Origin of the sequence: Thermomonas fusca (genome assembly GCF_005862345.1) — a bacterium.
In the GTDB taxonomy this organism is placed as follows: domain Bacteria; phylum Pseudomonadota; class Gammaproteobacteria; order Xanthomonadales; family Xanthomonadaceae; genus Thermomonas; species Thermomonas fusca.
This window is the reverse complement of sequence record NZ_SROY01000005.1, coordinates 1-22450: the sequence shown is the minus strand read 5'-3', so window position 1 is coordinate 22450 and position 22450 is coordinate 1. Positions and strand designations below refer to the sequence as shown.

Here is a 22450-nt window from a genome sequence, read left to right as displayed (position 1 = left end):
CAAGCCGTGTTTATGATGCGGACAGGCAACCGGGGAGCGGCATCGTGGGCGACGGGTTCGTGGCGCTGTACATCTTCATGCTGGCGGCGATCGCCGGCCACGTCATCATCTCGCGGGTGCCGGTGATCCTGCACACGCCGCTGATGTCGGGTTCCAATTTCATCCACGGCATCGTCCTGATCGGCGCGATGGTGGTGCTGGGCGAGGCGAACACTCCGCTGGAGCAGGCATTGGGCTTCGTCGCGGTGCTGCTGGGTGCGGGCAACGCCGCCGGCGGCTACGTGGTGACCGAGCGGATGCTGGAGATGTTCAAGGCCTCGAAGAAGCCCGGGGGCGCGGCATGACCGAGCTGCTGGTGAAGCTGAGTTATTTCGTCGCCGCCACCCTGTTCCTGCTGGGCCTGCAGCGCATGGCCAGCCCGAAGACCGCGCGCAGCGGCATCCAGTGGGCCGGCGCGGGCATGCTGATCGCGACCGTCGCCACCTTCTTCCTGCCGGGACTGCACAACATCGGACTGATGATCGCGGCAATCGTGATCGGCGTCGGCCTGAACTGGGTCTGGGGCCGCAAGGTGGCGCTCACCGACATGCCGCAGATGGTGGCGCTGTTCAACGGCATGGGCGGCGGGTCCGCGGCCGCGATCGGCGCGGTGGAGCTGGTCAGGCTGGCCGCGCAGCCGGGCGCGCATCAGGTGGTCGGCTTCGTGATGACGACCACCAATGGCGTCACCACCACGCAATTCAACGTCGGCCTGCCGCTGGCGGTGGTCGGCGCGCTGATCGGCGCGGTGTCGCTGACGGGTTCGATCATCGCCTGGGCCAAGCTCGACGGGCGCATGGACAAGCGCTACACCTTCCCCGGCCAGCAGTACTTCAATGCGCTGGTCGCGCTGGCGGCGGTGGTCTGTGGGGTGATGGCGCTGGTTACGCTGGCGATGCCGTGGATCGTCGCCTTCTTCGTGCTGGCCCTCGCCCTCGGCGTGCTGATGACGCTGCCCATCGGCGGCGCCGACATGCCGGTGGTGATCTCGCTGTACAACGCCTTCACCGGCCTGGCGGTGGCGTTCGAAGGCTACGTGCTGGGCAACGAGGCGCTGATCATCGCCGGCACCATGGTAGGCGCGGCCGGCATGCTGCTCACGCGGCTGATGGCGAAGGCGATGAACCGCAAGATCGGCAGTGTGCTGTTCTCCGATTTCGGCGGTGGCGGCGCGCAGATGCAGGCCATCGGCGGCGCGATGAAGCCGATCGAGGCCGCCGACGTGGTCGCGATGATGGCCTACGCCGAGCGCGTGGTGATCGTGCCCGGCTACGGTCTGGCGGTGGCGCAGGCGCAGCACAAGATCTGGGAGCTGACCCAGCGCCTGCAGGAGCGCGGGGTGAAGGTGAAATTCGCCATCCACCCGGTCGCCGGGCGCATGCCCGGGCACATGAACGTGCTGCTGGCCGAGGCCGGCGTGCCCTACGACCTGATCGCCGACATGGACGACATCAACCCGGAGTTCGCCAATACCGACGTCAGCCTGGTGATCGGCGCCAACGACGTGGTCAACCCGGTGGCCAAGACCGACCCGGCCAGCCCGATCTACGGCATGCCGATCCTCGACGTGGTCAATTCGAAGAACACCATCGTCATCAAGCGCGGCAAGGGCACCGGGTTTGCCGGCATCGAGAACGCGCTGTTCTACGCCGACAACACCCGCATGCTGTACGGCGACGGCAGCGAGATGGCGAGCGCGCTGGTCAGCGAGCTGAAGGCGCTGGACGGCGGGCACTGAGGCCCAGCCACGCCGCCAGCAGCAGGCTGGCGGCGTACAGCAGCAGGTCGAAGTCGCTGTTGGCCAGGCGCGTGAGCAGCCAGGCATAGCCCGGCCCCAACTGCAGCGCCGATTCCCATGGGCGCAGGCCGAAACTCTTCCCGACTTCGCCAGCGGTGATCAGGAAATTGGCAGTGCCGATCACGCATGCGGTCGTCGCCACCGCCCAGCCGGCGCGTCGTTTCCCGCCCGCAAGACCGGACAGTTTCAGCAGCAGCACCATGTCCGCGGCGGCCAGCAGGGACAGCCAGGCGCACTGGCGTTCCAGCAGCAGCGCCAGCAGCGTCCACGCGGCGGCGAACCCGCCCGCGCCCAGCGCCAGCAGGGGCAGGGCGTACCAGCGGCGCGCGGAGATGGCGTGGTCGGGCATGCGGGAGCTGATCGAGGTCAAACAGTCGGCGATCATCCCATCGCGATGGCAGACGGGCAATTCGATTGGGACTAGAATGGTACGGATTCGATCCGACCTTATCTCCCGCCATGTATTCCCGTAGCAGCGAACCCGTCCGTTTCGAGCGCGATTGCGCCGCCGTCCTAGTCCCGCAGGGCGACGAGGTCACCCTGCCTGCCGGCACCGTGGGCTACATCACCCAGGCGCTGGGCGGCAGCTGGACGGTGTTCGTGGAAGGCAACCTGATGCGCATCGCCGGCGAAGATGGCGATGCCATCGGCAAACAGCCGGCCGAACCGCTGGAACTGCCGGAGGGCGCCACCGATGCCGATGTCGAGCGGGTGGTGTGGGACCAGCTGCGGACCTGCTTCGACCCGGAAATCCCGGTCAACATCGTGGACCTGGGGCTGGTGTACCTGGCTGAGCTGTACCAGCCGGAGGGGGGCGACCGCGGGGTCAGGGTGCGGATGACGTTGACCGCGCCCGGTTGCGGCATGGGCGACATCCTCGTGGATGACGTGCGCAGCAAGCTGGAGAAGATCCCGACCGTGGTGGCCACCGACATCGAGCTGGTATTCGACCCGCCGTGGAACCAGACCCTGATGTCGGACGTGGCCAGGCTCGAAACCGGGATGTTCTGAGCCCGGCACCGCGCAGGCCGGCGCGGTCGCGCCGGATGCGGGGCTGTGACTATCGGACTAGCCGGGAAGCGTCGCAATGTGACGCACTACGGCAGCGCAGAAATGTGATGCGGTGCCGCAAAAACCCCCGTCGCACACCCGCGATGGCGCCGGATGCTGCATCGCAGCAGGATTATCGTAACAACTGAAACCTTGATGCTGCTTGCTTTCTGGCGGCACACAATTTCTGGTTATATCCCCATTACCCATCCTTCTTTGCCGCGCCTTGTGGTCGAGTCTGACCGTCGGCGATCGCTTCGTAGCCGTTCAGGTTCCGTGGCGACACCCGTGTCGCAACTACATGGCGGTTCACGCCGGGGGCGCGCAGGTGGGCTGTGAAGTTGTTCGTCCGTCGCCGCGATCGCGGCCACCCAACCAACAACCCCAGGGATAAAACGCCAGTGAACCGTTTCCGCACTACCAACCTGCTCGGTACCGCCATCCTGTTCGCGCTTGCCGCTTCCGGCGCCAACGCGGCACAGCGGGCCGACCTGCACCAGCGCAACGTCAACCAGCTGCGCCAGCAGTACCAGGCGCTCACCGCCACCCAGGGCATCGCCCCGATGGCGAACCGCCGCCACGCGCAGTTCATGCGCACCGACGCCAGCAGCACCCTGCTGATGCGCGCCACCCGCGCCGACCGCGGCGTGCGCAACTACCGTTATGACCAGGCCTGGCGCGGCATCCCCGTGCTCGGTCAGGGCGTGGTGGTCAGCGAAGACCGCAACGGCAACGTGCGCACCATGTTCGGCAACCTGGTGTCCGGCCTGGAGGCCGACATCGCCTCGACCACGCCGAAGTTCGGCAAGGCCTCCGCGCTGGTCGCCGCCAAGCGCCTCGCGCTGGGCAACGGCATCGCCGCCATGCTCACCCGCGACGAACAGACGGACCTGGTGGTCTTCGTCGACGACGCCGGCCACGGCCATCTGGCCTATGCGGTGACCTTCGTCGCCGACTCCGCGGCGGCCGCGCCGACTCGCCCGATGATCATCCTCGATGCCATCACCGGCAAGGTCATCAAGCGCTGGGAGAACCTGCAGCACGCGCTGGTGGGCACCGGCCCCGGCGGCAACCAGAAGACCGGCCAGTACGAATACGGCACCAACTACGGTTACCTCGATGTGGCGCAGAGCGGCAGCACCTGCACCATGAGCAACACCAACGTGAAGACCGTCAACCTCAATGGCGGCACCACCGGCTCCACGGCGTTCTCGTACACCTGCCCGCGCAACACGGTGAAGTCGATCAACGGCGCCTACTCGCCGCTGAACGATGCCCACCACTTCGGCGGGGTGATCTTCGACATGTACCAGGCCTACCTGGGCATGGCGCCGCTGACGTTCCAGCTGGTCATGAAGGTCCACTACAAGACCAACTACGAGAACGCGTTCTGGGACGGCACCGCCATGACCTTCGGCGATGGCGCCAGCACCTTCTACCCGCTGGTCAGCCTGGACGTGTCCAGCCACGAGGTCTCGCACGGTTTCACCGAACAGCAGTCCAACCTGACCTACTCGGGCATGTCCGGCGGCATGAACGAAGCCTTCTCCGACATGGCGGGTGAAGCGGCCGAGTACTTCGATCGCGGCAGCAACGACTGGCTGGTGGGCGCCGACATCTTCAAGGGCAGCGGCGCGCTGCGCTACATGTGCAACCCGACCCAGGACGGCAGCTCCATCGACAACGCCGCCAACTTCACCAGCAGCATGGACGTGCACCACAGCTCGGGCGTCTACAACAAGGCGTTCTGCACCCTGGCCAAGAAGACCGGCTGGAACACGCAGAAGGCCTTCCAGGTCTTCGCGCGCGCCAACCGTGACTACTGGACCGCCAGCAGCACCTTCAACCAGGGCGCCTGCGGCGTCGAGACCGCGGCCACCGACCTTGGCTACACCAAGGCCGACGTGACCTCCGCCTTCACCGCGGTGGGCGTGTCCTGCTCGGGCGGCGGCGGTGGCGGCAGCACCGGTGGCACCCTGACCAAGGGCGTGACGGTCAGCGGGCTGTCGGCCAGCACCGGCAGCGAAGTGGTCTACACCCTGCAGGTGCCCTCGGGCGCCAGCAACCTGGTGTTCACCATGTCCGGTGGCACCGGCGATGCCGACATGTACGTGAAGTTCGGCAGCAAGCCGACCGACAGTTCCTACGACTGCCGTCCGTACAAGTCCGGCAATGCGGAGAGCTGCACCATCGCCGCGCCTTCGGCGGGTACCTACTACGTCCGCATGAAGGCCTACTCGGCGTTCTCCGGCGTCAGCCTGCTTGGTGATTACAGCACCGGTGGCGGTGGCGGCGGTGGTGATACCTCGGTGAGCCTGCCGACGGTATCCACCGGCAATTGGTCCTCGACCTACACGATGGCGGTGGCGGCCGGCAAGACGGCGACCATCAAGATCGCCGGCGGCACCGGTGACGCCGACCTGTACGTCCGTGCCGGCGCCGAGCCGACCACCAGCAGCTACACCTGCCGTCCGTACAAGACCGGCAACAGCGAGACCTGCACGCTGACGCCGAGCAGCGCCACCACCTACTACATCAAGGTGCGTGCGTACTCGACGTTCTCCGGGGTCACCCTGACCGGCAGCACCAACTGAGCCCGCGCAGGGCTGCGTCGCGCCGCGGCGCAGCTTCGCAGGAGCTGTGAAAAGAAAAACCCCGGCTTCGGCCGGGGTTTTTTCTTGCAGGGCGGTGGTGGCGCGCCTGACCGGGTCAGTTGGCTGCTTCGAAGCGGTTGGCGGCCACGTTCTTGCGCACCTTGTCCGGGCTCCAGATATGCCCGTTCATGGCGATGTACACGCCTTCGGGCAGCGACTGCACCGCGCCGATCGCGCAGCCGATGTTGAACTCGGCGTCGGAGCCGCGGAAACGCGCCGGGCTGAGCGCGCCGGTCAACACGATGGTCTTGCCGGGGATGCTCTGCAGCACCTTGCCGGTGGCCACCATCGAATCGGTGCCGTGGGTCACCAGCACGTGGCGGGTGGGCTGGGCGGCGATGGTGGCGCGGATCAGTTCGCGGTCGTCGTCGCTGATGTGCAGCGAATCCTTGCGCAGGATCGGGATCACGTTGAACTGGAAGGTCACCCCCAGCTCGCGCAGGATCATGCCGATCTGCGGCTCGCCGATCTGGTAGTCCGACTTGTCGTCGAAGTAGATCTTGTCGATGGTGCCGCCGGTGGTGACGATGAGCAGGTTGTCCATGCGCCCATTGTAAAACCCCAGCGGGCGGCATGCCCGGCTAGAACAGCAGCGATCCCAGCAGCGATGCCAGCGGCTCGAGCAGGCTGCCATAGGCGATGGCCCGGGCGGTGCCGGCGCGCAGCGGCTGACGCACTTGCGCGGCGCTGGCCGTGCGCACGCTGCGGGTGGCGCGATGCGGCGCCAGACAAGCCGCATCGAAAGCGAGCCCGCAATCGCGCAGCAGCCCCCGGATGGCCGGCTCCGGGTCTTCCAGCAGCGATTCGTAACGATGCAGGAAAAGGCGCGCCGGGTCGCGCGCGCGCCAGGTTGCCATCGCCTGCTCGCAGCCGCGCAGGTAGCAGGCGATGTCGGCCAGGTCGTTGGCGAAATGCGGTTGTGCGTAGAACTGCTGCTTGTAGCAGGACCACGCGGTTTCCAATGGTTCGCGCCGGGTTTCGATCACCGTCGCGCCCGGCAGCATCGCGCGCAGCACGCCGGCATGCTTCCAGTTGTCCGGATGCTTGTCGGTGAAGCGCGGGTGCCGGCTGCGCCAGCGCGCGGTGCGCGCGAGGTAGTCGCGGCCCAGCCGGTCCCAGTCGGTCGCGCTGGCCTCGGCCACCCACTGCGGATAGGCCCGGCCGCGGCGCAGCGATTCCTGCTGCAGCACGATGCCGAGGTCCGGCAGTTCGCCCGCGCCTTCCACCAGCGGGTGCGCTGCCAGGATCTGTTCGAATAGGGTGGAGCCGGAGCGCGGCAGCCCGACGATGAAGATCACCTCCTGCCCCAGCGCAGGATCAAGTGGCGGCGGCAGGCTGGCGGTTGCCGCCAGCGCGTCTTCGACGTAGCGTTCGAACGCCTGCGCGCGCCACGGCGTCAGCTGCTTCTGCAGCCCGTTGGCGGCTTGGAATGCGACGTAGGCAGCGTCGTAGCGGCCGTGGTCCTCTTCCAGCTTGCCGAGCGCGTGGCCCATCGCCACCCGGTCTGCGCTGGAGAGGTCGCGACGCTGCAGCTGCGCGCGCAGCAGGGCGGCATCGGCCTCATCCAGCGGCACGGTCTTGATGTTGGACAGCCCGCGCCAGGCATCGCCGCAGGCCGGATGCAGGCGCAGCGCCTCGCGGTAGCGAGCCGCGGATTCTTCGAAGCGGCCGGCGTGCGCCAGCGCGTCGCCCAGAAGCACCCGCGCGGGCAGCAGGGCGGGCGCCAGCGCGGTGGCGCGCTCCAGCGCGGTGATGGCGGCATCGGTATCGCCGCGCTGCTGCAGATTGCGGCCGAGGTTGAACCATGGCGTCGGCTGCGCGGGGTCGAGTTCGCAGGCGCGCCGCCAGCTGTCCAGCGCGGCATCGGCGTGGCCGCAGGCCGCGCGCGCGCTGCCGAGGTCCGAATGCAGCAGCGCGTCGCCCGGCGTCCGTGCCAGCGCACGCTGCAGCGTGTCGACGGCCTGCGGCGCGCGGCGCGTATGCAACTGCAGTATCGCGAGATAACGCAGCGGCTCCGGATGCGCGGGCGCCTGTCGGCAGGCCTGCACCAAGAGCGATTCCGCACGCGCGGTATCGTGGTCGCGCAGCGCGCGGGCGCCGGCTTGCACCATCGCGACAACCTCCGGGTCGAGCCCGGCCATGCGCGGATCGGCGTTCATTCCGGGGGTTGGCGTCGCTCGCGGCGGGCGCGCATGCCGGGCAGGCAGGCAGCGTGGACGATGAGCAGCGCCAGCGCGGCTTCCGCCAGTGCGAACAGCCGCTGCGCGGGTTCCGCCCAGGCCAGCATCACGCCGTGGCTGAACCACAGCAGGGCCAGCAACGCGGCGGTGAAGCCGGCGCGATGCCAGCCGCGCAGGGCAGTGATCGCCAGCAGGGCGGGCGGCAGCGCGAATACCAGCAGCCCAGGCAGTGCCTCGGCGCGGGTTGCCGACCAGCCGACGAACAACGCCGCGAGTGCGCCCAGCGCGACGGCCAGATAGCGCGGCGCGTTCATGCCTGCAGCCGCTGCGCAAGCTGGGCGATGCGCCGGCCCAGCGCGCGCGCCAGCACGGTTTCGTCGTCGCTGAGCTGCGGGTCGTCGTCGATGCCGGCGACGTGGCTGGCGCCATAGGGCGTACCGCCGCTGCGGGTGGTGTTGAGCGCAGCTTCCGTGAACGGAATGCCGGCGACCACGCAGCCATGGTGCAGCAGCGGTACCAGCATGGTCAGAAGGGTCGATTCCTGGCCGCCATGCATGGTCGCGGTGGACGTGAACGCGGCCGCCGGCTTGCCGACCAGCGTGCCGCTGGCCCATTCCGCGCCGAGGGTGTCGAGGAAATGCTTGACCGGCGCCGCCATGTTGCCGAAGCGGGTGGGGCTGCCCAGCAGCAGACCGGCGCATTCGGCCAGGTCGCGCTTTTCGACGTAGGGCGCACCGTCTTCCGGTTCCGGCGGCTGCGCGGTCTGCGTCACCGGCGCCACCGGCGGCAGGGTGCGCAGGCGTGCCTGCATGCCGTCGACTTCCTCGATGCCACGGGCGATCTGCCGGGCCAGCCGCGCCACCGAGCCGCCGCGGCTGTAGTACAGGACCAGGATCTCGGGCATGCGCGCCAATCGTGCGTAGGGACGCGGCAGCATAGTGCAAGCGGCGGATTCATGGCATCGGTTACGCTTGCCGGATGGAACCGCTGGATTCGATCTACCGCTGGAGCGAACGCTTGCGCGACCCGGCCCGGGCCGGCAGCTTCGGCCGCTTCGTGCTGCGGCGCTTCCTCGACGACCGCCTGTTCGAAGCGGCCGGCGCGCTGTCCTACACCACCGCGTTCGCATTGGTGCCCCTGTCGATGGTGGCGTTCGGCGTACTGTCGGCGTTCCCGGTGTTCGATGCCTGGAGCGCGCGCCTCAGCGGCTACATCTTCGCCAACTTCGTGCCGCGGGCCGCGCAGGCGGTGTCCGGCTACCTCACCGATTTCTCATCCAACACCAAGTCGCTGACCACCGCCGGCGCGCTGGCGCTGATCGTGTCGCTGATGGTGACGCTGAGCAGCGTGGAGGCGATCTTCAACCGGATCTGGCGGGTGCCCACCGCGCGGCCGAAGTTCGGCCGCTTCCTTGTGTACTGGACGGTGCTGACCCTGGGCACGCTGGTGGCCGCGGCCAGCCTGGCGCTGTCCACCCGCTTCTTCGCGCTGGCGATCTTCGAAACCCTGGCCGGGCGCTGGCTGGAGGCGCTGATGCTGCGGCTGGCGCCGATGGGAATCGAGCTGCTGGCGTTCGCCGCGGTGTTCAAGGTGGTGCCGCACCGCACCGTCGCGTGGCGGCATGCGCTGGCCGGCGGGCTGCTGTCGATGGCGCTGTTCGAATGCGTCAAGGCGGGGTTGGGCCTGTACCTCGGCAGCTTCGATTCCTACCAGAAGATCTACGGCGCGGTGGCGCTGGTGCCGATCCTGATGCTGTGGATCTTCCTGAGCTGGGTGTCGATCCTGTTCGGCGCCTCGTTCGCCTCGTCGATGTCGGCGTTCCGCTACCAGCCGCAGGCGCTGCGGTTGCCGCACGGGCACGAGCTGTACGGGCTGCTGCGCATGCTCGGCCGCTTCCAGCACGCGCGTGCCAGCGGCAATGGCCTGACCAGCGAACAGATCGAGGCGATGGAGCCCAGCCTGACCGACAGCATGGTGCAGTCGCTGCTGGGGCGGATGGCCAGCATCAACGTGCTGCAGCGGGCCGAGAGCGGGCAGTGGCTGCTGGCGCGCGACCTCGACGACGTGCGCCTGGACGAACTGTACGAGGCCGCGCAACTGCGGATCCCCGCGGTCGATGTGCCGGTGCCGCAGCCGGACGATGCGCTGGGCGTGGCCGTGCGCGAAACCATCGCGCTGCTGCGCACCCCCCTGCAGCAGCCGTTGCGGCAACCCGTTTCCAGTGTCTATGCCGGGATCCAGGAAGAATGAATCGCATGCACTTTCGTTTCGTCGCCCTGCTGCTGTCGGGCCTGCTCGCGGCCTGCTCGCGCGGGCCAGCCCCCGCGCCGCAGGCGACCGCGCCCGCGGCCAAGCCCAAGCCCGCTTCCGCCGCGGTGCAGCCGCCGCAGGTGGAGCACCCGTCGCTGCGCGTCACCACCCTTGACGGCGCGGATTACGACCTCGCCGGCCAGCGTGGCAAGTGGGTGATCGTCAATTACTGGGCCACCTGGTGCGGGCCGTGCATCAAGGAGATGCCGGAGCTGTCGGCGCTGGCGGCGATGCGCCAGCACATCGCGGTGATCGGGTTGGCCTACGAGGACACCAGCGAGGACGAGCTGCGCGCGTTTCTGGCCAAGCGCCCGGTGGCGTATCCGATCGCGCGCATCGACGTGTACGAGCCGCCGAAGGATTTCGGCGCGCCGCGCGGCCTGCCCACGACCTGGCTGATCGGCCCGGACGGCAGGATGCTGCGCAAGTACACCGGGCCGGTGACCGCGCGCATGCTGGAAGAGGACATCGCCGGGTTCGGCGGGCCGAAGCCGGCCGCCGCCGCACCGGCTGGCTGAGATGGCCGTCGCCCGCTTCCTCGTTCGCGGCCGGGTGCAGGGCGTGTGCTTCCGCGCGTCCACCCGCGACGAGGCGCTGCGGCTGGGGTTGTCCGGGCATGCGCGCAACCTCGCCGACGGCAGCGTGGAAGTGCTGGCGACTGGCGACGATGCGGCGATCGACGCGCTGCAACGCTGGCTGCAGCGCGGCCCGCCACTGGCGCGGGTGGACGAGGTGGCGCGTTTCGATGCGAACGCTGCTGCCGTTGCCGGCGCGGGGTTCACGACCGGCTGAGCCGGCTCAGGGCTTGAAGCCGGGAATCGGCTTGAGTACGCGATAGCGCTCCTTCGCCAGCCTGCCGGTCAGCTGCGGGAAGGCGATGTCGGGCGCATCGATGCGGGTGTCGGGCAGGCGGTCCAACAGGTCGCGGATCAGGCTGAGCCGGCCCAGTTTCTGGTCGTTGAAATCCACCAGCGTCCACGGCGCATGTTCGCTGTGGGTGGCCTTGAGCATCGCTTCGCGCGCGTCGGTATAGGCGCGGTAGCGGGTGCGCGCCTCCAGGTCGATGGGCGAGAGCTTCCAGCCCTTGAGCGGGTTGTCCAGGCGTTCCGCGAAGCGCTTTTCCTGCTTGTCCTGGTCGCAGCACAGCCAGTATTTGAACAGCAGGATGCCGTCGTCGACCAGCTGCCGCTCGAACTGCGGGGTGGCGCGCAGGAACGCCGTTACCTGTGTGTCGCTGGCGAAGCCCATCACCTTCTCGACCCCGGCGCGGTTGTACCAGCTGCGGTCGAACAGGACGATCTCGCCGCCCGCGGGCAGCTGCGCGATGTAGCGCTGGAAATACCACTGGCCGGCTTCGCGTTCGGTCGGCTTCGGCAGTGCCACCACCCGGCACTGGCGCGGATTGAGGTGTTCGTGGATGGCATTGATGGCACCGCCCTTGCCGGCGGTGTCGCGGCCCTCGAACAGCACCACCAGCCGCCTGCCGGTGTGCTGCAGCCAGCGCGCGGCATTCGCCAGTTCCACCTGCATCGGCTCCAGCAGGGTTTCGTATTCCTTGCGCGTGAGCCGGCTCATCAGCGCGCCACCTTCGGCTTCATGCTGCGCGCCACCTCCAGCAGGGCGCCCTGCTGGCGGGTGCCCAGGCTGCGGTAGGCGGCCAGCAGCTCGTGTTCGCCCTTGGTACGGGCGGGATCCAGGGAGCTGGCGAGTTCCGACAGCAGCGCGCTGGCCGGCACGCCAAAGGCGCGGGCGAGGGCGTCGACCTGGTCGCGCCCGGGCAGCTTCTCGCCCTTCAGCCAGGCATTGACGGTACCGATCCCGGCCCTGGGGATGGCGGTGGCGATATCCGCCACGGACAGGCCGCGGGCCTTGCTGAGCAATCGCAGGGTGGCGTCGATCGACATCGTCGTTCCTTTGCGGGCAGGTAGGCGACGAGTGTAGAGCGGTTGCCGCCGGGCCGCGTGGGCGCGCCGCGGTCAGTCGTGCCGGCCGCGTGGACGTGCTGCGGAATCAGCCTGCGATGCGGCTCAAAGCGCCAGCGAATACCACTGCGTGGCGTCCTCGTGCCAACCGGCCGCTCGGTACAGCGCCCGCGCCGCGGCGTTGTCACGCGCGGTCTCCAGCGAAATCCCGGCGGCGCCGTCGGCGCGGGCGAAGTCTGCGGCGGCATCCATCAGTGCGCGGGCCACGCCGCCGCGGCGGTTCGTCGGCAGTACGTAGAGGTCGTTGAGGATCCAGGTGCGGGCCAGCCGGACCGAGGAGAACATCGGGTAGAGCTGCACGAAGCCGACCATGTCGGCGCCGCGGCGCGCCACCAGCACCATCGATTCGCCCACCCGCAGGCGGCTGCGCAGCCAGTCGCGGGCGGCCGCAACATCGGACGGCTGGCCGTAGAACTGGCGGTAGGCGTCGAACAGCGCGGCCAGCGCATCGAGGTCGGCGGGGCCGGCGCGGGAAATCGAAATCGTCATGGGAATCCCTTGTTTGTTATGCCCGCGGCGGCGGGCATCCGGTGTGCTGGCCGTCGCCAGTGCCTCACGCCTCGCGCGCCAGCTGCGCCAGCGCTTCGGCCTGCTGTTCCTGCTGCAGGCGAAGGACCAGCGGGCCGAGGTCGCCTTCGAGGATGTTGGGCAGGTCGTACAGGGTCAGGCCTTCGACGCGGTGGTCGGTGATCCGGCCCTGCGGATAGCTGTAGGTGCGGATGCGCTGGCTGCGGTCGCCGCTGCCCACCTGCAGCTTGCGATCGGCGGCGGTGGCGGCGGCGCGCTTTTCCAGCTCGGCCTCCACCAGCATCGCCTGCAGGCGCTTCATCGCCTTGTCGCGGTTGGCGTGCTGGCTGCGCTCGGTCTGCGACTCCACCACCACGCCGGTGGGCACATGGGTGATGCGGATCGCCGATTCGGTCTTGTTGACGTGCTGGCCGCCGGCGCCGGAGCTGCGGAAGGTGTCCACCTTCAGGTCGGCGGGATTGATGACGATCTCGGTATCGCCACCGTTCTCCAGCGCGATGATCGCCACCGTCGCCGCCGAGGTATGGATGCGGCCCTGCGATTCGGTGGCCGGCACCCGCTGCACGCGGTGGGTGCCGGATTCGTACTTCAGCTGCGCATAGGCACCGTTGCCTTCCACGCGGGCGATGATTTCCTTGTAGCCGCCGTGTTCGCCGGGGTTGGCCGATTCCACCTCGACCCGCCAGCCGCGGGTTTCCGCGTAGCGCGCGTACATGCGGAACAGGTCGCCGGCGAAGATCGCGGCCTCGTCACCGCCGGCACCGGCGCGCACTTCCAGGTACAAGCCGCCGTCGTCGCGTGCGTCCTTCGGCACCAGCTGGGCCAGCAGTTCGCCTTCCAGCTGGGCAAGCCGGGCGGTTGCAGCGGCGATCTCGTCGTCCGCCAGCTCGCGCAGTTCCGGGTCGTCGCGCATCGCCTGCGCCGCGGAAAGATCTTCGCGCGCCTGCGCCTCCGCGGCCAGCGCATCGGCCACCGGCTGCAGGCTGGCGAATTCGCGCGACAGCGCGCGGAAGCGCGCCTGGTCGGCGGCCACGGACGGATCGGCGAGCAGGCGCTCCACTTCCTCGCGTCGCTCCAGCAGCGCTTCCAGCTTGCGGCGCAGGGCGGGGGTCATGCGTCGGCGTCGCCCTTGCCGGCGGTGAACAGGCGGATCGCCGCCTCGCCGAGCGCGGCGTCCTCGCGCAGCGCGGCGCTGGGCGCGTGCAGCAGCTTGTTGGTCAGGGTGTGCGCCAGCAGGTCCAGCACCTCCGCCGGATCGCGGCCGGCTGCAAGCTGCGCGCGCGCCTTGGCCAGCGCCTGCGCCTGCACCGCCTGGCCGTGCTCGCGCAGACGGCGCAGCGGGGCCGCCGCATCGCCCTGGCCGAGCGCGGAGATGAAGCGTGAAGCGTGCACCTCGATGATCGCCTCGGCCTGCTCGGCGGCATTGCGCCGGGCAGCACGGTTGTCCTCGATCGCCCGCTCCAGGTCGTCGACCGTGTACAGGAAGACGTCGCGCAGGCTGGCGACGTCCTCGGCGATGTCGCGCGGCACCGCCAGGTCCAGCAGCAGCATCGGCCGGTGCCTGCGCGAGCGCAGCGCCTGCTCTACCTGCGCGCGCTGGAGGATCGGCTGGCGCGCGGCAGTGGCGGAAATGACGATGTCGGCTTCGGCCAGATGCCGGTCCAGTTCCTCCAGCGGCAGGGCGAAGCCGCCGTGGCGCCGGGCCAGGTCCTGCGCATGGGCGAGCGTGCGGTTGGCGATCAGCAGCCGGCGCACCTTGCCGGCCACCAGGTGGCGGGCGGCCAGTTCGATGGTCTCGCCGGCGCCGATCAGCAGCACGTCCGATTCGTCCAGCCGGGCGAACGATTCCTGCGCCAGCCGCACCGCGGTGGAGGCCACGCTGACCGGGTTGCGCCCGATGGTGGTTTCGGTGCGCGCGCGCTTGGCGGTGGCGAAGGCCTGCTGGAACGCGCGGTCGAGCGGGCCGCCGAGGCTGCCGGCATCGCGCGCATCGTTCCAGGCCTGCTTGACCTGGCCGAGGATCTGCGGCTCGCCCAATACCAGCGAATCCAGCCCGGTCGCGACCCGGAACAGATGGCGCACCGCATCGGCTTCGTCGTGCCGGTACAGGTAGGCGTGCAGGGCGTCTCCGGCGCGCTGCTGGCCGGCCAGCCAGTTGGCCAGCGCGTCGGGGCCGTTGTCGCTGCGGGCGTACAGCTCGGTGCGGTTGCAGGTCGACAGCAGCACCGCTTCCTGCACGCCGGCCTGTGCGCGCAGCGACGCCAACGCCTGCCGCAGCGTATCCGGGCCGAACGCCACCGTTTCGCGCAGGGAAACCGGCGCGGTCTGGTGGTTGATGCCGAGGACGTACAGGCTCATGGGGCGTGGCGATGGCTGTGGTGCGCGACGAATTCGTTCAGTTGCCTGCGCTAAGCTGCGGGCCCGACCGCCAATTGTACCGGCCCTTGCCATGCCCAATCCGCAACGCTCCGGTTCGCGCCCGTTCCCACTGGTTGCGCTGCTGGCCGCGCTGCTGGCCTGCACCGCGGCGGTAGCCGGCAATCCGGTTGCAGCGCAGACGCGGGTGGATCCGCTGGAAGCCAGCCTGGCCGGCGAATTCGCGCTGCAGGGCGGGCTGCTGCCGGAGGCGGCACGACACTATCTGGATGCCGCGCGCGCCGCGCAGGACCCGGTGCTGGCCGAGCGGGCCACCCGCATCGCCCTGCTGGCCGATGAGGATGCGCTGGCGCGTGAGGCGTACGACACCTGGCAGGCGCTGGCGCCGCAGCCAAGCCTGGAGGCGCGGATGGTGGCCGCCAGCCTGGCCCTGCGCGCTGGCGACAAGCGCGCGGCGCGGCGCGAACTGCGCGCGCTGCTGGCCGAGCCCGATGGCTGGCGTCCGGCGCTGACCGCGCTGGTCGGCGCGGTCGGGCGCCAGCAGGCGCTGGTGGTGGCGATGCTGGAGGAGATCGTGGCCCGCGACGCCCTGCCGCACCAGCTGCAGGCCTGGCTGGGTTTCGGCGGGCTGGCGCAGCGGCTGGAGCAGCCGAAGCTGGTGGATCGCATCGTCCAGCAGGTGGTGGCGCGCTTCCCCGGCGAGCCGCGCGTGGCCCTGCTGCGGGCGCAGCTGCTGCGTGAAGGCGGCAAGCTGGAAGAGGCCCGCGCCGCGTTGGCTGCGCTGGGCGAGCCGGCGCAGCTGCCGCCGACCCTGCGCTGGGCGCTGGCCGGCGAATACGATGCGCTGGGCGATCCCGGCAAGGCCGCGCAGGTGCTGGCGCTGGGTGCGCAGGATGAAGCCATGTACGCCCGCCGTGCGGCGCTGCTGGACAAGGCCGGCGACAAGGCCGGCCTGACCGCGCTGTACGAGGAGCTCAAGCGCGGCGCGACCACGCCCAATCCGATGCGGCGGCTGCTGCTGGGCCAGCTGGCGGAACTGCTGGAGCGCCACGATGAGGCGCTGACTTGGTATGCCAAGGTGCCGGGCGAACGGATGCAGGGCGCCGCCCGCTTGCGTGCCGCCAACGTGTTGCACGCGATGGGCCGGCCCGGGCAGGCATTCGAGGCCCTGCGCGCGCTGCAGGCCGACCCCGAGCTTACCGACGACGACCGTCGCGACGGTTACCTGCTGGAGGCGGAGCTGCGCCAGAAGGCCAAGGACGCCAACGGTGAGCAGGAGGCCTACGCGCGCGGCCTGGCGGCGTTCCCGGACGACCCGGCGCTGCTCTACGCCCGCGGCCTGATGTGGGAGCGGCTGGACCAGATCGGCAAGGCCGAAGCGGACCTGCGCCGCCTGCTGGTGATCGACCCGGACAACGTCGCCGCGCTCAACGCGCTGGGCTATACCCTCGCCGATCGCACCGACCGCTATCGCGAGGCGCTGGAACTGATCGACCGCGCGCGCGTGGCCGAGCCGGGCAACGCCGCCATCATCGACAGCTATGGCTGGGTGTTGTTCCGGTTGGGCAAGGCCCGCGCCGCGCTGGACCACCTGCGCCACGCCTACGCGCTGCAGCAGGACCCCGACATCGCCAGCCACCTCGGCCAGGTGCTGTGGGTGCTGGGCCGCAAGGAGGAGGCGCGCAAGTATTTCGACGATGCGCGCCGTCTCGATCCGGACAACCGTTCGCTGCAGCGCGCGCTGCAGGAGACCGGGGCATGAGGCCAGCGGCGGGCGCGCTGCTGGCGCTGGCGCTGGCAGGCTGCGCGACGCTGCCGCGGCCAGTGGCGAGCGGCGATGCGCTTGCCGGCGACGCCGCCCAGCGCGTGCGCACGGATGCACTGGGGTTGGCCGGCGGTGACTGCGCCGCACCCGCCTGGTCGCTGGTCGGCAGAGTGGCGCTGTCCAATGGCAGGCAGGGCGGCAGCGGCCGGATCGAATGGACGCAGGCGGCGGGCGCGCAGCGCCTGCAGCTGTCGGCGCCGGTGACGCGGCAGAGCTGGGTGCTGGAGGTCGATGGTGGTGGCGCCGTGCTGCAGGGCGTGGCCGAAACGCCGCTGCGCGATTCCGATCCCGCGCGACTGTTGCGCGAGGCCACCGGCTGGGACATCCCGGTGGCTGCGCTTGGCTGCTGGGTGCGCGGCGCGGCCGCCGCCGGGGCAGGGCTTGGCCCGGCGCGGATCGCCTACGGGCTTGACCTGCTGCCGCGGCGGATCGAGCAGGGTGGCTGGACGGTGGAATACGACGGCTGGAATGCCGATGTCGGCGGTCTGCCGCTGCCGGGGAAGGTCGAGGCTCGCCGGGGCGAGGATCGCGTGCGGCTGGTTATCGACCAGTGGGCGGCGGAATGACCGGCTTCACCACGGCCGATGGCTGGAGCGCCTGGCCAGCGCCAGCCAAGCTCAACCTGTTCCTGCACATCACCGGCCGGCGCGCCGACGGCTACCACCAGCTGCAGACCGTGTTCCGGCTGCTGGACTGGGGCGATACGGTCCACCTGCGCCCACGCGCCGACGGCGTGATCGCCCGCATCGGTGGGGGCGCCAGCGGCGTCACGGAGGTGGACGACCTGATGGTGCGTGCCGCCATTCTGCTTAAAAATGCGTGTAAGTGCCTGCAAGGTGCTGATATCGGAATCGAAAAGCGCATTCCGATGGGGGGTGGGTTCGGCGGCGGCTCGTCGGATGCGGCCAGCGTGCTGGTCGGCTTGAACTGCCTGTGGGGTCTGGGCCTGGGCGAAGCCCGGCTGGCCGAACTCGGGCAGGCGCTGGGCGCGGACGTGCCGGTATTCGTGCGCGGCCGCAACGCCTGGGCGGAAGGTATCGGCGAACGTCTGGAGCCGATCCGGCTGCCGCCGGCCTGGTACCTGCTGGCCTCGCCCGGCGTGCATGCCGCCACCGCGGCATTGTTCCAAGCCCCTGATTTGACGCGCGATGCGCCACCCGTGACAATAGCGGGCTTCCTTTCCGGAGCTGTGCTCGGCAATGCGTTCGAGCCGGTGCTGCGTTGCCGCGAACCGGCTGTCGAGGCTGTGTTCGAGGCGCTTGCGCGCGTCGGCACGCCGCGTCTGACGGGCTCGGGCAGCGGCTGTTTCGTGGAGTTCGCGGATCGCGGTTCCGCCGAAACGGCGCTGGCGGCGCTGCCGGCGGGCCTGCTCTCATCGGGCACGTCCGCCTGGCTGGCGCGCGGCGCGGAACGGTCGCCGCTGCTGGATGCAGTGGAGCAGCATCTCTAGGGGCGTCGCCAAGTGGTTAAGGCACCGGGTTTTGATCCCGGCACTCGTAGGTTCGAATCCTTCCGCCCCTGCCAACCCGCGCAATCGCGCGCCCATCGCCTCCCCCAACGCGGCCACCAAAATGCAAGACAACCCCAACTTGCTGGTTTTCTCGGGCAATGCCAACAAGCCGCTGGCCGACGCGGTCTGCCGCGAACTGGGCGTGCGCCCGGGCAAGGCCCTGGTCAGCCGTTTCTCCGACGGCGAAGTGCAGGTGGAGATCGAGGAAAGCGTGCGCCGGCAGGAGGTCTACGTCATCCAGCCGACCAACGCGCCGAGCGCCGAGAACTTCATGGAGCTGCTGGTGCTGATCGACGCGCTCAAGCGCGCGTCGGCGGCCAGCGTCACCGCGGTGCTGCCGTACTTCGGCTACGCCCGCCAGGATCGCCGCCCGCGCTCCTCGCGCGTGCCGATCACCGCCAAGGTGGCGGCCAAGATGTTCAGCGCGGTGAATACCGATCGCGTGCTCACGATCGACCTGCATGCCGACCAGATCCAGGGTTTCTTCGATTGCCCGGTGGACAACGTCTACGCCTCGCCGCTGCTGTTGGCCGACATCTGGCGCGTGCACGGCACCGAGGGCGTGATCGTGGTGTCGCCAGACGTCGGCGGCGTGGTGCGCGCACGCGCCATCGCCAAGCGCCTGGACGATGCCGAGCTGGCCATCATCGACAAGCGCCGCCCGCGCGCCAATGTCGCCACGGTGATGAACATCATCGGCGACGTCGAGGGCAAGACCTGCGTACTGGTGGACGACATCGTCGATACCGCCGGCACCCTGTGCGCCGCCGCCAATGCGCTCAAGGAGCGCGGCGCCCGCAAGGTGGTCGCTTACTGCGTGCATCCGGTGCTGTCCGGCGCCGCCATGGACAACCTCAACAAGTCCTCGCTCGACGAGCTGGTGGTGACCGACACCATCGCGCTGTCGCCGGCGGCGCGCGCCTGCAGCAAGATCCGCCAGCTCAGCGTGGCTGAGCTTCTGGCCGAAACCATCCGCCGGATGGCGTTCGGCGAGTCGGTCAGCTCGCTGTACGTAGACTGACGCCCATCCGCGCCGCCGGCCCGCCGGCGACGCACCCCACTCACCTGGTCGCGGGTGAGTGTTTCCATCGCCGCGAGGCGGTTCAATCGCAACAGAAGTGAGTCATTGCCATGTCCGAACACACCATCAAGGCTACCGGCCGCAACGTCGAAGGTAAGGGTGCGAGCCGCCGCCTGCGTCGTGCCGCCCAGCTGCCGGCCATCGTTTACGGCGGCAGCGCCGCCCCGCAGGCCATCCAGATCGAGCATGAGACGATCTGGCTGGCCAGCCACCACGAGTGGTTCTACTCGTCGATCCTGAACCTGGACGTCGACGGCAAGGTCGAGCAGGTGCTCCTGCGCGACATGCAGCGCCATCCGTACAAGCAGCTGATCATGCACCTGGACTTCCAGCGCGTGGACGCCAGCCAGACCCTGCGCACCAAGGTGCAGCTGCGTTTCCTGGACCAGGAGAAGTCCGTTGCCGGCAAGACCAGCGGCGTGGTCGTCATGCACGAGCTGACCGAAGTCGAAGTCAGCTGCCTGCCGAAGGACCTGCCGGAAGCGATCGACGTCGATCTGTCCGCGCTGGAGATCGGCCAGGTGGTCCATCTGTCCGACCTGAAGCTGCCGGCCGGCGTGGAAATCCCGGCGCTGAAGCTGGGCAAGGAACACGACGTCGCCGTCGTGGTCGCCAAGCACGGCAAGGAAGAGGCGGAAGAAATCGCTGCGCCGGAAACCGCCGAAGTGCCGGCGACCAAGGCCGCCAAGAAGGACGACAAGTAATCCTGTCCTGCGCGTCGTCCCCGCGCCTGCGGGGATGACGTCGCGGAAACGGAGTCGTTCCGATGGCTGGTCTTCGCCTCATCGTCGGGCTGGGCAATCCCGGTGCCGAACACGCCCGAACCCGGCACAACGCCGGGTTCTGGTTTATTGACGCGCTGGCGCAGGCCGACGGCGTGCGTTTCGGGCTGGAAAGCAAGCTGTTCGGCGAGACCGCCAGGATCGTGGTGGCCGGTGAGCCGGTGTGGCTGTTGCGTCCCGCCACCTTCATGAATGCCAGCGGCAAGTCGATCACCGCGGCGCTGCGCTACTGGAAGATCGAACCCGAGGAAATGCTGGTCGTGCACGACGAGCTTGACCTGCCGCCGGGCGTGGCGCGGCTCAAGTTCGACGGCGGCCACGGCGGCCAGAACGGCCTGCGCGACACCATCCGCCTGCTCGGCCACGGCAAGTTCCACCGCTTGCGCATCGGCATCGGTCATCCCGGCCACAAGGACAAGGTGACGCCTTGGGTGCTGGGGCGGGCCGGCGCGGCCGACGAGGCATCGATCCTGCGCGCGATCGGCAATGCCGCCGAGGTGCTGCCGCTGGCGGTGCATGGCAATTTCATGGATGCGATGACCCGGCTGCACACGCCCGCGCCGTGATTGGCGATTGGTGATTGTCGATTCGACCATGGCGTCGAATCGGCAATCACGAATCCCGAACCACGGATCCCCCATGGGCATCAAATGCGGCATCGTCGGACTGCCGAACGTCGGCAAGTCCACCCTGTTCAACGCGCTGACCAAGGCCGGCATCGCCGCCGCCAACTTCCCGTTCTGCACCATCGAGCCGAACGTGGGCGTGGTGCCGGTGCCGGATCCGCGGCTGGGCGCGCTGGCCGAAATCATCAATCCGCAGAAGGTCATACCGACCGCGGTGGAGTTCGTCGACATCGCCGGCCTGGTGGCCGGTGCCGCCAGCGGCGAGGGCCTGGGCAACAAGTTCCTGGCGCACATCCGCGAAGTCGATGCGATCACCCACGTGGTGCGCTGCTTCGAGAACGACGACGTCATCCACGTCAACAACCGGGTCGATCCGCTTGCCGACATCGACACCATCGACACCGAACTGGCGCTGGCCGACCTCGAGTCGGTCGACAAGGCGCTGAACAAGGCCGAGCGTTCGGCCAAGACCGGCGACAAGGATGCCAAGGCGCGTGCCGATGTGCTCGGGCGGATCAGCGCCGCCCTGAACGAGGGCAGGTCGGCGCGTTCGCTGGGCCTCTCCGACGACGACAAGGCCGCGGTGCGCGACCTGTTCCTGATCACCCTCAAGCCGGTGATGTACGTGGCCAACGTGCTCGAAGACGGCTTCGAGGGCAATCCGCACCTGGACGCCGTGCGCGCGCGTGCCGCGGGCGAAGGCGCCGAAGTGGTGCCGGTGTCGGCCGCCATCGAGGAAGAGCTCAGTCAGCTCGAAGATGCCGATCGCGACGAGTTCCTGAAGGATCTCGGCCTCGAGGAGCCTGGTCTCAACCGGGTGATCCGCGCCGCCTACAAGCTGCTCGGCCTGCAGACCTACTTCACCGCGGGGGTGAAGGAAGTCCGTGCATGGACGGTCAAGGCGGGCTCCACCGCGCCGCAGGCGGCAGCCGTGATCCATACCGACTTCGAGAAGGGCTTCATCCGCGCCGAAACCATCGGCTTTGATGACTTCATCAAATACCGCGGTGAAGCCGGCGCCCGCGACGCCGGTCGGCTGCGCCTGGAAGGCAAGGAATACCGGGTGCAGGAAGGCGACGTGCTGCACTTCCGCTTCAACGTCTGAGCCTGTCGGTGGGGCGGTTCCGGTCGCCGCAGCGGGCGTTGGAACGGGATGGGGTTTTTTTGCAGAAAGCCGTTGACACAATCGAAAGCGACGGCCAGAATAACGGGCTCTTTGAGGGGCTTGACCGTCTTTCAACGAGGAAAGAACGGAGGGATACCCAAGCGGCCAACGGGGGCAGACTGTAAATCTGCTGGCTTACGCCTTCGGTGGTTCGAATCCACCTCCCTCCACCAGTTCCATGTGTCATCCGCTGGCCTTACCAGCCGGCGGTGCAACAAGGCAGGGCTCCCGGCGCGGGAGTAGTTCAATGGTAGAACTGTAGCCTTCCAAGCTACTAGCGCGGGTTCGATTCCCGTCTCCCGCTCCACCATTGCATTACAATGTCCTGCTGCAAAATCTGCTCACGTAGCTCAGTCGGTAGAGCACCTCCTTGGTAAGGAGGAGGTCGAAGGTTCGATTCCTTTCGTGAGCACCATATTCGCAATCCCACGCCTGTTCCGGCAGGCAAATTCCAGCGAGACGCAGCCATGGCAAAGGGTAAGTTCGAGCGCACCAAGCCCCACGTGAACGTGGGCACGATCGGTCACGTCGACCACGGCAAGAC

General features: G+C 68.9%; 24 protein-coding genes and 4 tRNA genes. 18 read left to right on the top strand and 10 right to left on the bottom strand.

From position 1 onward, the window contains the following. Positions 1-44: 44 nt before the first annotated feature. Positions 45-344, top strand: coding sequence for an NAD(P) transhydrogenase subunit alpha part 2 (locus tag E5S66_RS10945; RefSeq protein ID WP_028840367.1), 300 nt, complete (start codon positions 45-47; stop codon positions 342-344). Further along, positions 341-1777, top strand: a complete 1437-nt coding sequence (locus tag E5S66_RS10940; RefSeq protein WP_138349236.1) for an NAD(P)(+) transhydrogenase (Re/Si-specific) subunit beta — start codon at positions 341-343, stop codon at positions 1775-1777. Before E5S66_RS10945 ends, E5S66_RS10940 begins: the two co-directional genes overlap by 4 nt. Here E5S66_RS10940 and E5S66_RS10935 read toward each other — a convergent pair. Beyond that, positions 1743-2222, bottom strand: a complete 480-nt coding sequence (locus tag E5S66_RS10935; protein ID WP_051247310.1) for a hypothetical protein — start codon at positions 2220-2222, stop codon at positions 1743-1745. The two genes, E5S66_RS10940 and E5S66_RS10935, sit on opposite strands and share 35 nt — an antisense overlap. A gap of 74 nt (positions 2223-2296) precedes the next feature. On the opposite strand from E5S66_RS10935, the gene sufT reads away from it, so the two are divergent. Further along, entirely contained in the window at positions 2297-2848 is a 552-nt protein-coding gene (gene sufT, locus E5S66_RS10930) for a putative Fe-S cluster assembly protein SufT (RefSeq protein ID WP_028840370.1), read from the top strand. Between the two features lie 629 nt (positions 2849-3477). Continuing rightward, the gene (locus tag E5S66_RS10925) at positions 3478-5481 is read left to right on the top strand and encodes a M4 family metallopeptidase (protein ID WP_425472222.1); all 2004 of its coding nucleotides are present in this window, start codon (positions 3478-3480) and stop codon (positions 5479-5481) included. A gap of 115 nt (positions 5482-5596) precedes the next feature. Here the strand turns inward: E5S66_RS10925 and E5S66_RS10920 are convergent, their stop codons facing one another. Genes E5S66_RS10920 through wrbA form a run of 4 tightly spaced genes read right to left on the bottom strand, consistent with a single transcriptional unit; the run spans position 5597 to position 8625 of the window. Continuing rightward, complete coding sequence (locus tag E5S66_RS10920; RefSeq protein WP_138349235.1) at positions 5597-6085, bottom strand: asparaginase domain-containing protein; 489 nt, start codon at positions 6083-6085, stop codon at positions 5597-5599. A 37-nt stretch (positions 6086-6122) separates the two neighbouring features. Next, the gene (locus E5S66_RS10915; RefSeq protein ID WP_138349234.1) at positions 6123-7700 is read right to left on the bottom strand and encodes a tetratricopeptide repeat-containing sulfotransferase family protein; all 1578 of its coding nucleotides are present in this window, start codon (positions 7698-7700) and stop codon (positions 6123-6125) included. Then, positions 7697-8035, bottom strand: a complete 339-nt coding sequence (locus E5S66_RS10910; protein ID WP_138349233.1) for a DUF2069 domain-containing protein — start codon at positions 8033-8035, stop codon at positions 7697-7699. The genes E5S66_RS10915 and E5S66_RS10910 overlap by 4 nt, the downstream gene beginning before the upstream one ends. After that, complete coding sequence (gene wrbA, locus E5S66_RS10905; RefSeq protein WP_138349232.1) at positions 8032-8625, bottom strand: NAD(P)H:quinone oxidoreductase; 594 nt, start codon at positions 8623-8625, stop codon at positions 8032-8034. The genes E5S66_RS10910 and wrbA overlap by 4 nt, the downstream gene beginning before the upstream one ends. A 74-nt stretch (positions 8626-8699) precedes the next feature. Between wrbA and E5S66_RS10900 the strand changes: the two genes are divergently transcribed. Genes E5S66_RS10900 through E5S66_RS10890 form a run of 3 tightly spaced genes read left to right on the top strand, consistent with a single transcriptional unit; the run spans position 8700 to position 10823 of the window. Next, positions 8700-9971, top strand: coding sequence for a YihY family inner membrane protein (locus E5S66_RS10900; RefSeq protein ID WP_028840376.1), 1272 nt, complete (start codon positions 8700-8702; stop codon positions 9969-9971). Positions 9972-9976: 5 nt separating this feature from the next. After that, positions 9977-10549 (top strand): TlpA family protein disulfide reductase, encoded by a 573-nt coding sequence (locus E5S66_RS10895; RefSeq protein ID WP_138349231.1) that lies wholly within the window; start codon positions 9977-9979, stop codon positions 10547-10549. A gap of 1 nt (position 10550) precedes the next feature. Further along, on the top strand, positions 10551-10823 hold the full coding sequence (locus tag E5S66_RS10890) for an acylphosphatase (RefSeq protein WP_138349230.1): 273 nt from the start codon (positions 10551-10553) through the stop codon (positions 10821-10823). Between the two features lie 6 nt (positions 10824-10829). Here E5S66_RS10890 and ppk2 read toward each other — a convergent pair whose 3' ends face one another. The 5 genes from ppk2 to hemA all read right to left on the bottom strand — a co-directional run bounded on the left by ppk2 (position 10830) and on the right by hemA (position 14899). Next, complete coding sequence (gene ppk2 / locus E5S66_RS10885; protein ID WP_138349229.1) at positions 10830-11606, bottom strand: polyphosphate kinase 2; 777 nt, start codon at positions 11604-11606, stop codon at positions 10830-10832. Continuing rightward, positions 11606-11935, bottom strand: coding sequence for a helix-turn-helix domain-containing protein (locus tag E5S66_RS10880; RefSeq protein ID WP_028840378.1), 330 nt, complete (start codon positions 11933-11935; stop codon positions 11606-11608). The genes ppk2 and E5S66_RS10880 overlap by 1 nt, the downstream gene beginning before the upstream one ends. Positions 11936-12058: 123 nt before the next feature. Continuing rightward, complete coding sequence (locus E5S66_RS10875; RefSeq protein WP_138349228.1) at positions 12059-12502, bottom strand: GNAT family N-acetyltransferase; 444 nt, start codon at positions 12500-12502, stop codon at positions 12059-12061. A gap of 64 nt (positions 12503-12566) precedes the next feature. Then, on the bottom strand, positions 12567-13655 hold the full coding sequence (gene prfA / locus E5S66_RS10870; RefSeq protein WP_138349227.1) for a peptide chain release factor 1: 1089 nt from the start codon (positions 13653-13655) through the stop codon (positions 12567-12569). Then, positions 13652-14899 (bottom strand): glutamyl-tRNA reductase, encoded by a 1248-nt coding sequence (gene hemA / locus E5S66_RS10865; RefSeq protein ID WP_138349226.1) that lies wholly within the window; start codon positions 14897-14899, stop codon positions 13652-13654. Before hemA ends, prfA begins: the two co-directional genes overlap by 4 nt. Before the next feature lie 91 nt (positions 14900-14990). Between hemA and E5S66_RS10860 the strand changes: the two genes are divergently transcribed. The 11 genes from E5S66_RS10860 to E5S66_RS10810 all read left to right on the top strand — a co-directional run bounded on the left by E5S66_RS10860 (position 14991) and on the right by E5S66_RS10810 (position 22321). Next, on the top strand, positions 14991-16679 hold the full coding sequence (locus E5S66_RS10860) for a tetratricopeptide repeat protein (protein WP_138349225.1): 1689 nt from the start codon (positions 14991-14993) through the stop codon (positions 16677-16679). After that, on the top strand, positions 16676-17308 hold the full coding sequence (gene lolB, locus E5S66_RS10855) for a lipoprotein insertase outer membrane protein LolB (RefSeq protein WP_138349224.1): 633 nt from the start codon (positions 16676-16678) through the stop codon (positions 17306-17308). The genes E5S66_RS10860 and lolB overlap by 4 nt, the downstream gene beginning before the upstream one ends. Continuing rightward, positions 17305-18192, top strand: coding sequence for a 4-(cytidine 5'-diphospho)-2-C-methyl-D-erythritol kinase (gene ispE, locus E5S66_RS10850; RefSeq protein WP_138349223.1), 888 nt, complete (start codon positions 17305-17307; stop codon positions 18190-18192). The genes lolB and ispE overlap by 4 nt, the downstream gene beginning before the upstream one ends. After that, a tRNA-Gln gene (locus E5S66_RS10845) sits at positions 18191-18266 on the top strand. The genes ispE and E5S66_RS10845 overlap by 2 nt, the downstream gene beginning before the upstream one ends. 47 nt (positions 18267-18313) lie before the next feature. Then, a complete protein-coding gene (locus E5S66_RS10840) occupies positions 18314-19273 on the top strand; it encodes a ribose-phosphate diphosphokinase (protein WP_028840385.1) in 960 nt (319 codons plus the stop codon). Between the two features lie 110 nt (positions 19274-19383). Then, the gene (locus E5S66_RS10835) at positions 19384-20037 is read left to right on the top strand and encodes a 50S ribosomal protein L25/general stress protein Ctc (protein ID WP_138349222.1); all 654 of its coding nucleotides are present in this window, start codon (positions 19384-19386) and stop codon (positions 20035-20037) included. Between the two features lie 62 nt (positions 20038-20099). Further along, positions 20100-20681, top strand: a complete 582-nt coding sequence (gene pth, locus E5S66_RS10830) for an aminoacyl-tRNA hydrolase (RefSeq protein ID WP_138349221.1) — start codon at positions 20100-20102, stop codon at positions 20679-20681. A 73-nt stretch (positions 20682-20754) separates the two neighbouring features. After that, positions 20755-21846, top strand: coding sequence for a redox-regulated ATPase YchF (gene ychF / locus E5S66_RS10825; RefSeq protein ID WP_028840388.1), 1092 nt, complete (start codon positions 20755-20757; stop codon positions 21844-21846). A 147-nt stretch (positions 21847-21993) separates the two neighbouring features. Next, positions 21994-22079, top strand: a tRNA-Tyr gene (locus E5S66_RS10820). 60 nt (positions 22080-22139) lie between these two features. Beyond that, a tRNA-Gly gene (locus E5S66_RS10815) sits at positions 22140-22213 on the top strand. Between the two features lie 32 nt (positions 22214-22245). Further along, a tRNA-Thr gene (locus E5S66_RS10810) sits at positions 22246-22321 on the top strand. Positions 22322-22450 lie beyond the last annotated feature (129 nt).

Coding starts and splice junctions, on each gene's coding strand:
- E5S66_RS10900 (WP_028840376.1), top strand. CDS start 8,700: ATGGAACCGCTGGATTCGATCTACCGCTGGAGCGAACGCTTGCGCGAC.
- E5S66_RS10860 (WP_138349225.1), top strand. CDS start 14,991: ATGCCCAATCCGCAACGCTCCGGTTCGCGCCCGTTCCCACTGGTTGCG.
- E5S66_RS10915 (WP_138349234.1), bottom strand. CDS start 7,700: ATGAACGCCGATCCGCGCATGGCCGGGCTCGACCCGGAGGTTGTCGCG.
- wrbA (WP_138349232.1), bottom strand. CDS start 8,625: ATGCCCGAGATCCTGGTCCTGTACTACAGCCGCGGCGGCTCGGTGGCG.
- E5S66_RS10840 (WP_028840385.1), top strand. CDS start 18,314: ATGCAAGACAACCCCAACTTGCTGGTTTTCTCGGGCAATGCCAACAAG.
- ispE (WP_138349223.1), top strand. CDS start 17,305: ATGACCGGCTTCACCACGGCCGATGGCTGGAGCGCCTGGCCAGCGCCA.
- E5S66_RS10935 (WP_051247310.1), bottom strand. CDS start 2,222: ATGATCGCCGACTGTTTGACCTCGATCAGCTCCCGCATGCCCGACCAC.
- sufT (WP_028840370.1), top strand. CDS start 2,297: ATGTATTCCCGTAGCAGCGAACCCGTCCGTTTCGAGCGCGATTGCGCC.
- ychF (WP_028840388.1), top strand. CDS start 20,755: ATGGGCATCAAATGCGGCATCGTCGGACTGCCGAACGTCGGCAAGTCC.
- E5S66_RS10910 (WP_138349233.1), bottom strand. CDS start 8,035: ATGAACGCGCCGCGCTATCTGGCCGTCGCGCTGGGCGCACTCGCGGCG.
- E5S66_RS10890 (WP_138349230.1), top strand. CDS start 10,551: ATGGCCGTCGCCCGCTTCCTCGTTCGCGGCCGGGTGCAGGGCGTGTGC.
- prfA (WP_138349227.1), bottom strand. CDS start 13,655: ATGACCCCCGCCCTGCGCCGCAAGCTGGAAGCGCTGCTGGAGCGACGC.
- E5S66_RS10925 (WP_425472222.1), top strand. CDS start 3,478: ATGCGCACCGACGCCAGCAGCACCCTGCTGATGCGCGCCACCCGCGCC.
- lolB (WP_138349224.1), top strand. CDS start 16,676: ATGAGGCCAGCGGCGGGCGCGCTGCTGGCGCTGGCGCTGGCAGGCTGC.
- E5S66_RS10880 (WP_028840378.1), bottom strand. CDS start 11,935: ATGTCGATCGACGCCACCCTGCGATTGCTCAGCAAGGCCCGCGGCCTG.
- pth (WP_138349221.1), top strand. CDS start 20,100: ATGGCTGGTCTTCGCCTCATCGTCGGGCTGGGCAATCCCGGTGCCGAA.
- hemA (WP_138349226.1), bottom strand. CDS start 14,899: ATGAGCCTGTACGTCCTCGGCATCAACCACCAGACCGCGCCGGTTTCC.
- E5S66_RS10835 (WP_138349222.1), top strand. CDS start 19,384: ATGTCCGAACACACCATCAAGGCTACCGGCCGCAACGTCGAAGGTAAG.
- E5S66_RS10895 (WP_138349231.1), top strand. CDS start 9,977: ATGCACTTTCGTTTCGTCGCCCTGCTGCTGTCGGGCCTGCTCGCGGCC.
- E5S66_RS10920 (WP_138349235.1), bottom strand. CDS start 6,085: ATGGACAACCTGCTCATCGTCACCACCGGCGGCACCATCGACAAGATC.
- ppk2 (WP_138349229.1), bottom strand. CDS start 11,606: ATGAGCCGGCTCACGCGCAAGGAATACGAAACCCTGCTGGAGCCGATG.
- E5S66_RS10875 (WP_138349228.1), bottom strand. CDS start 12,502: ATGACGATTTCGATTTCCCGCGCCGGCCCCGCCGACCTCGATGCGCTG.
- E5S66_RS10940 (WP_138349236.1), top strand. CDS start 341: ATGACCGAGCTGCTGGTGAAGCTGAGTTATTTCGTCGCCGCCACCCTG.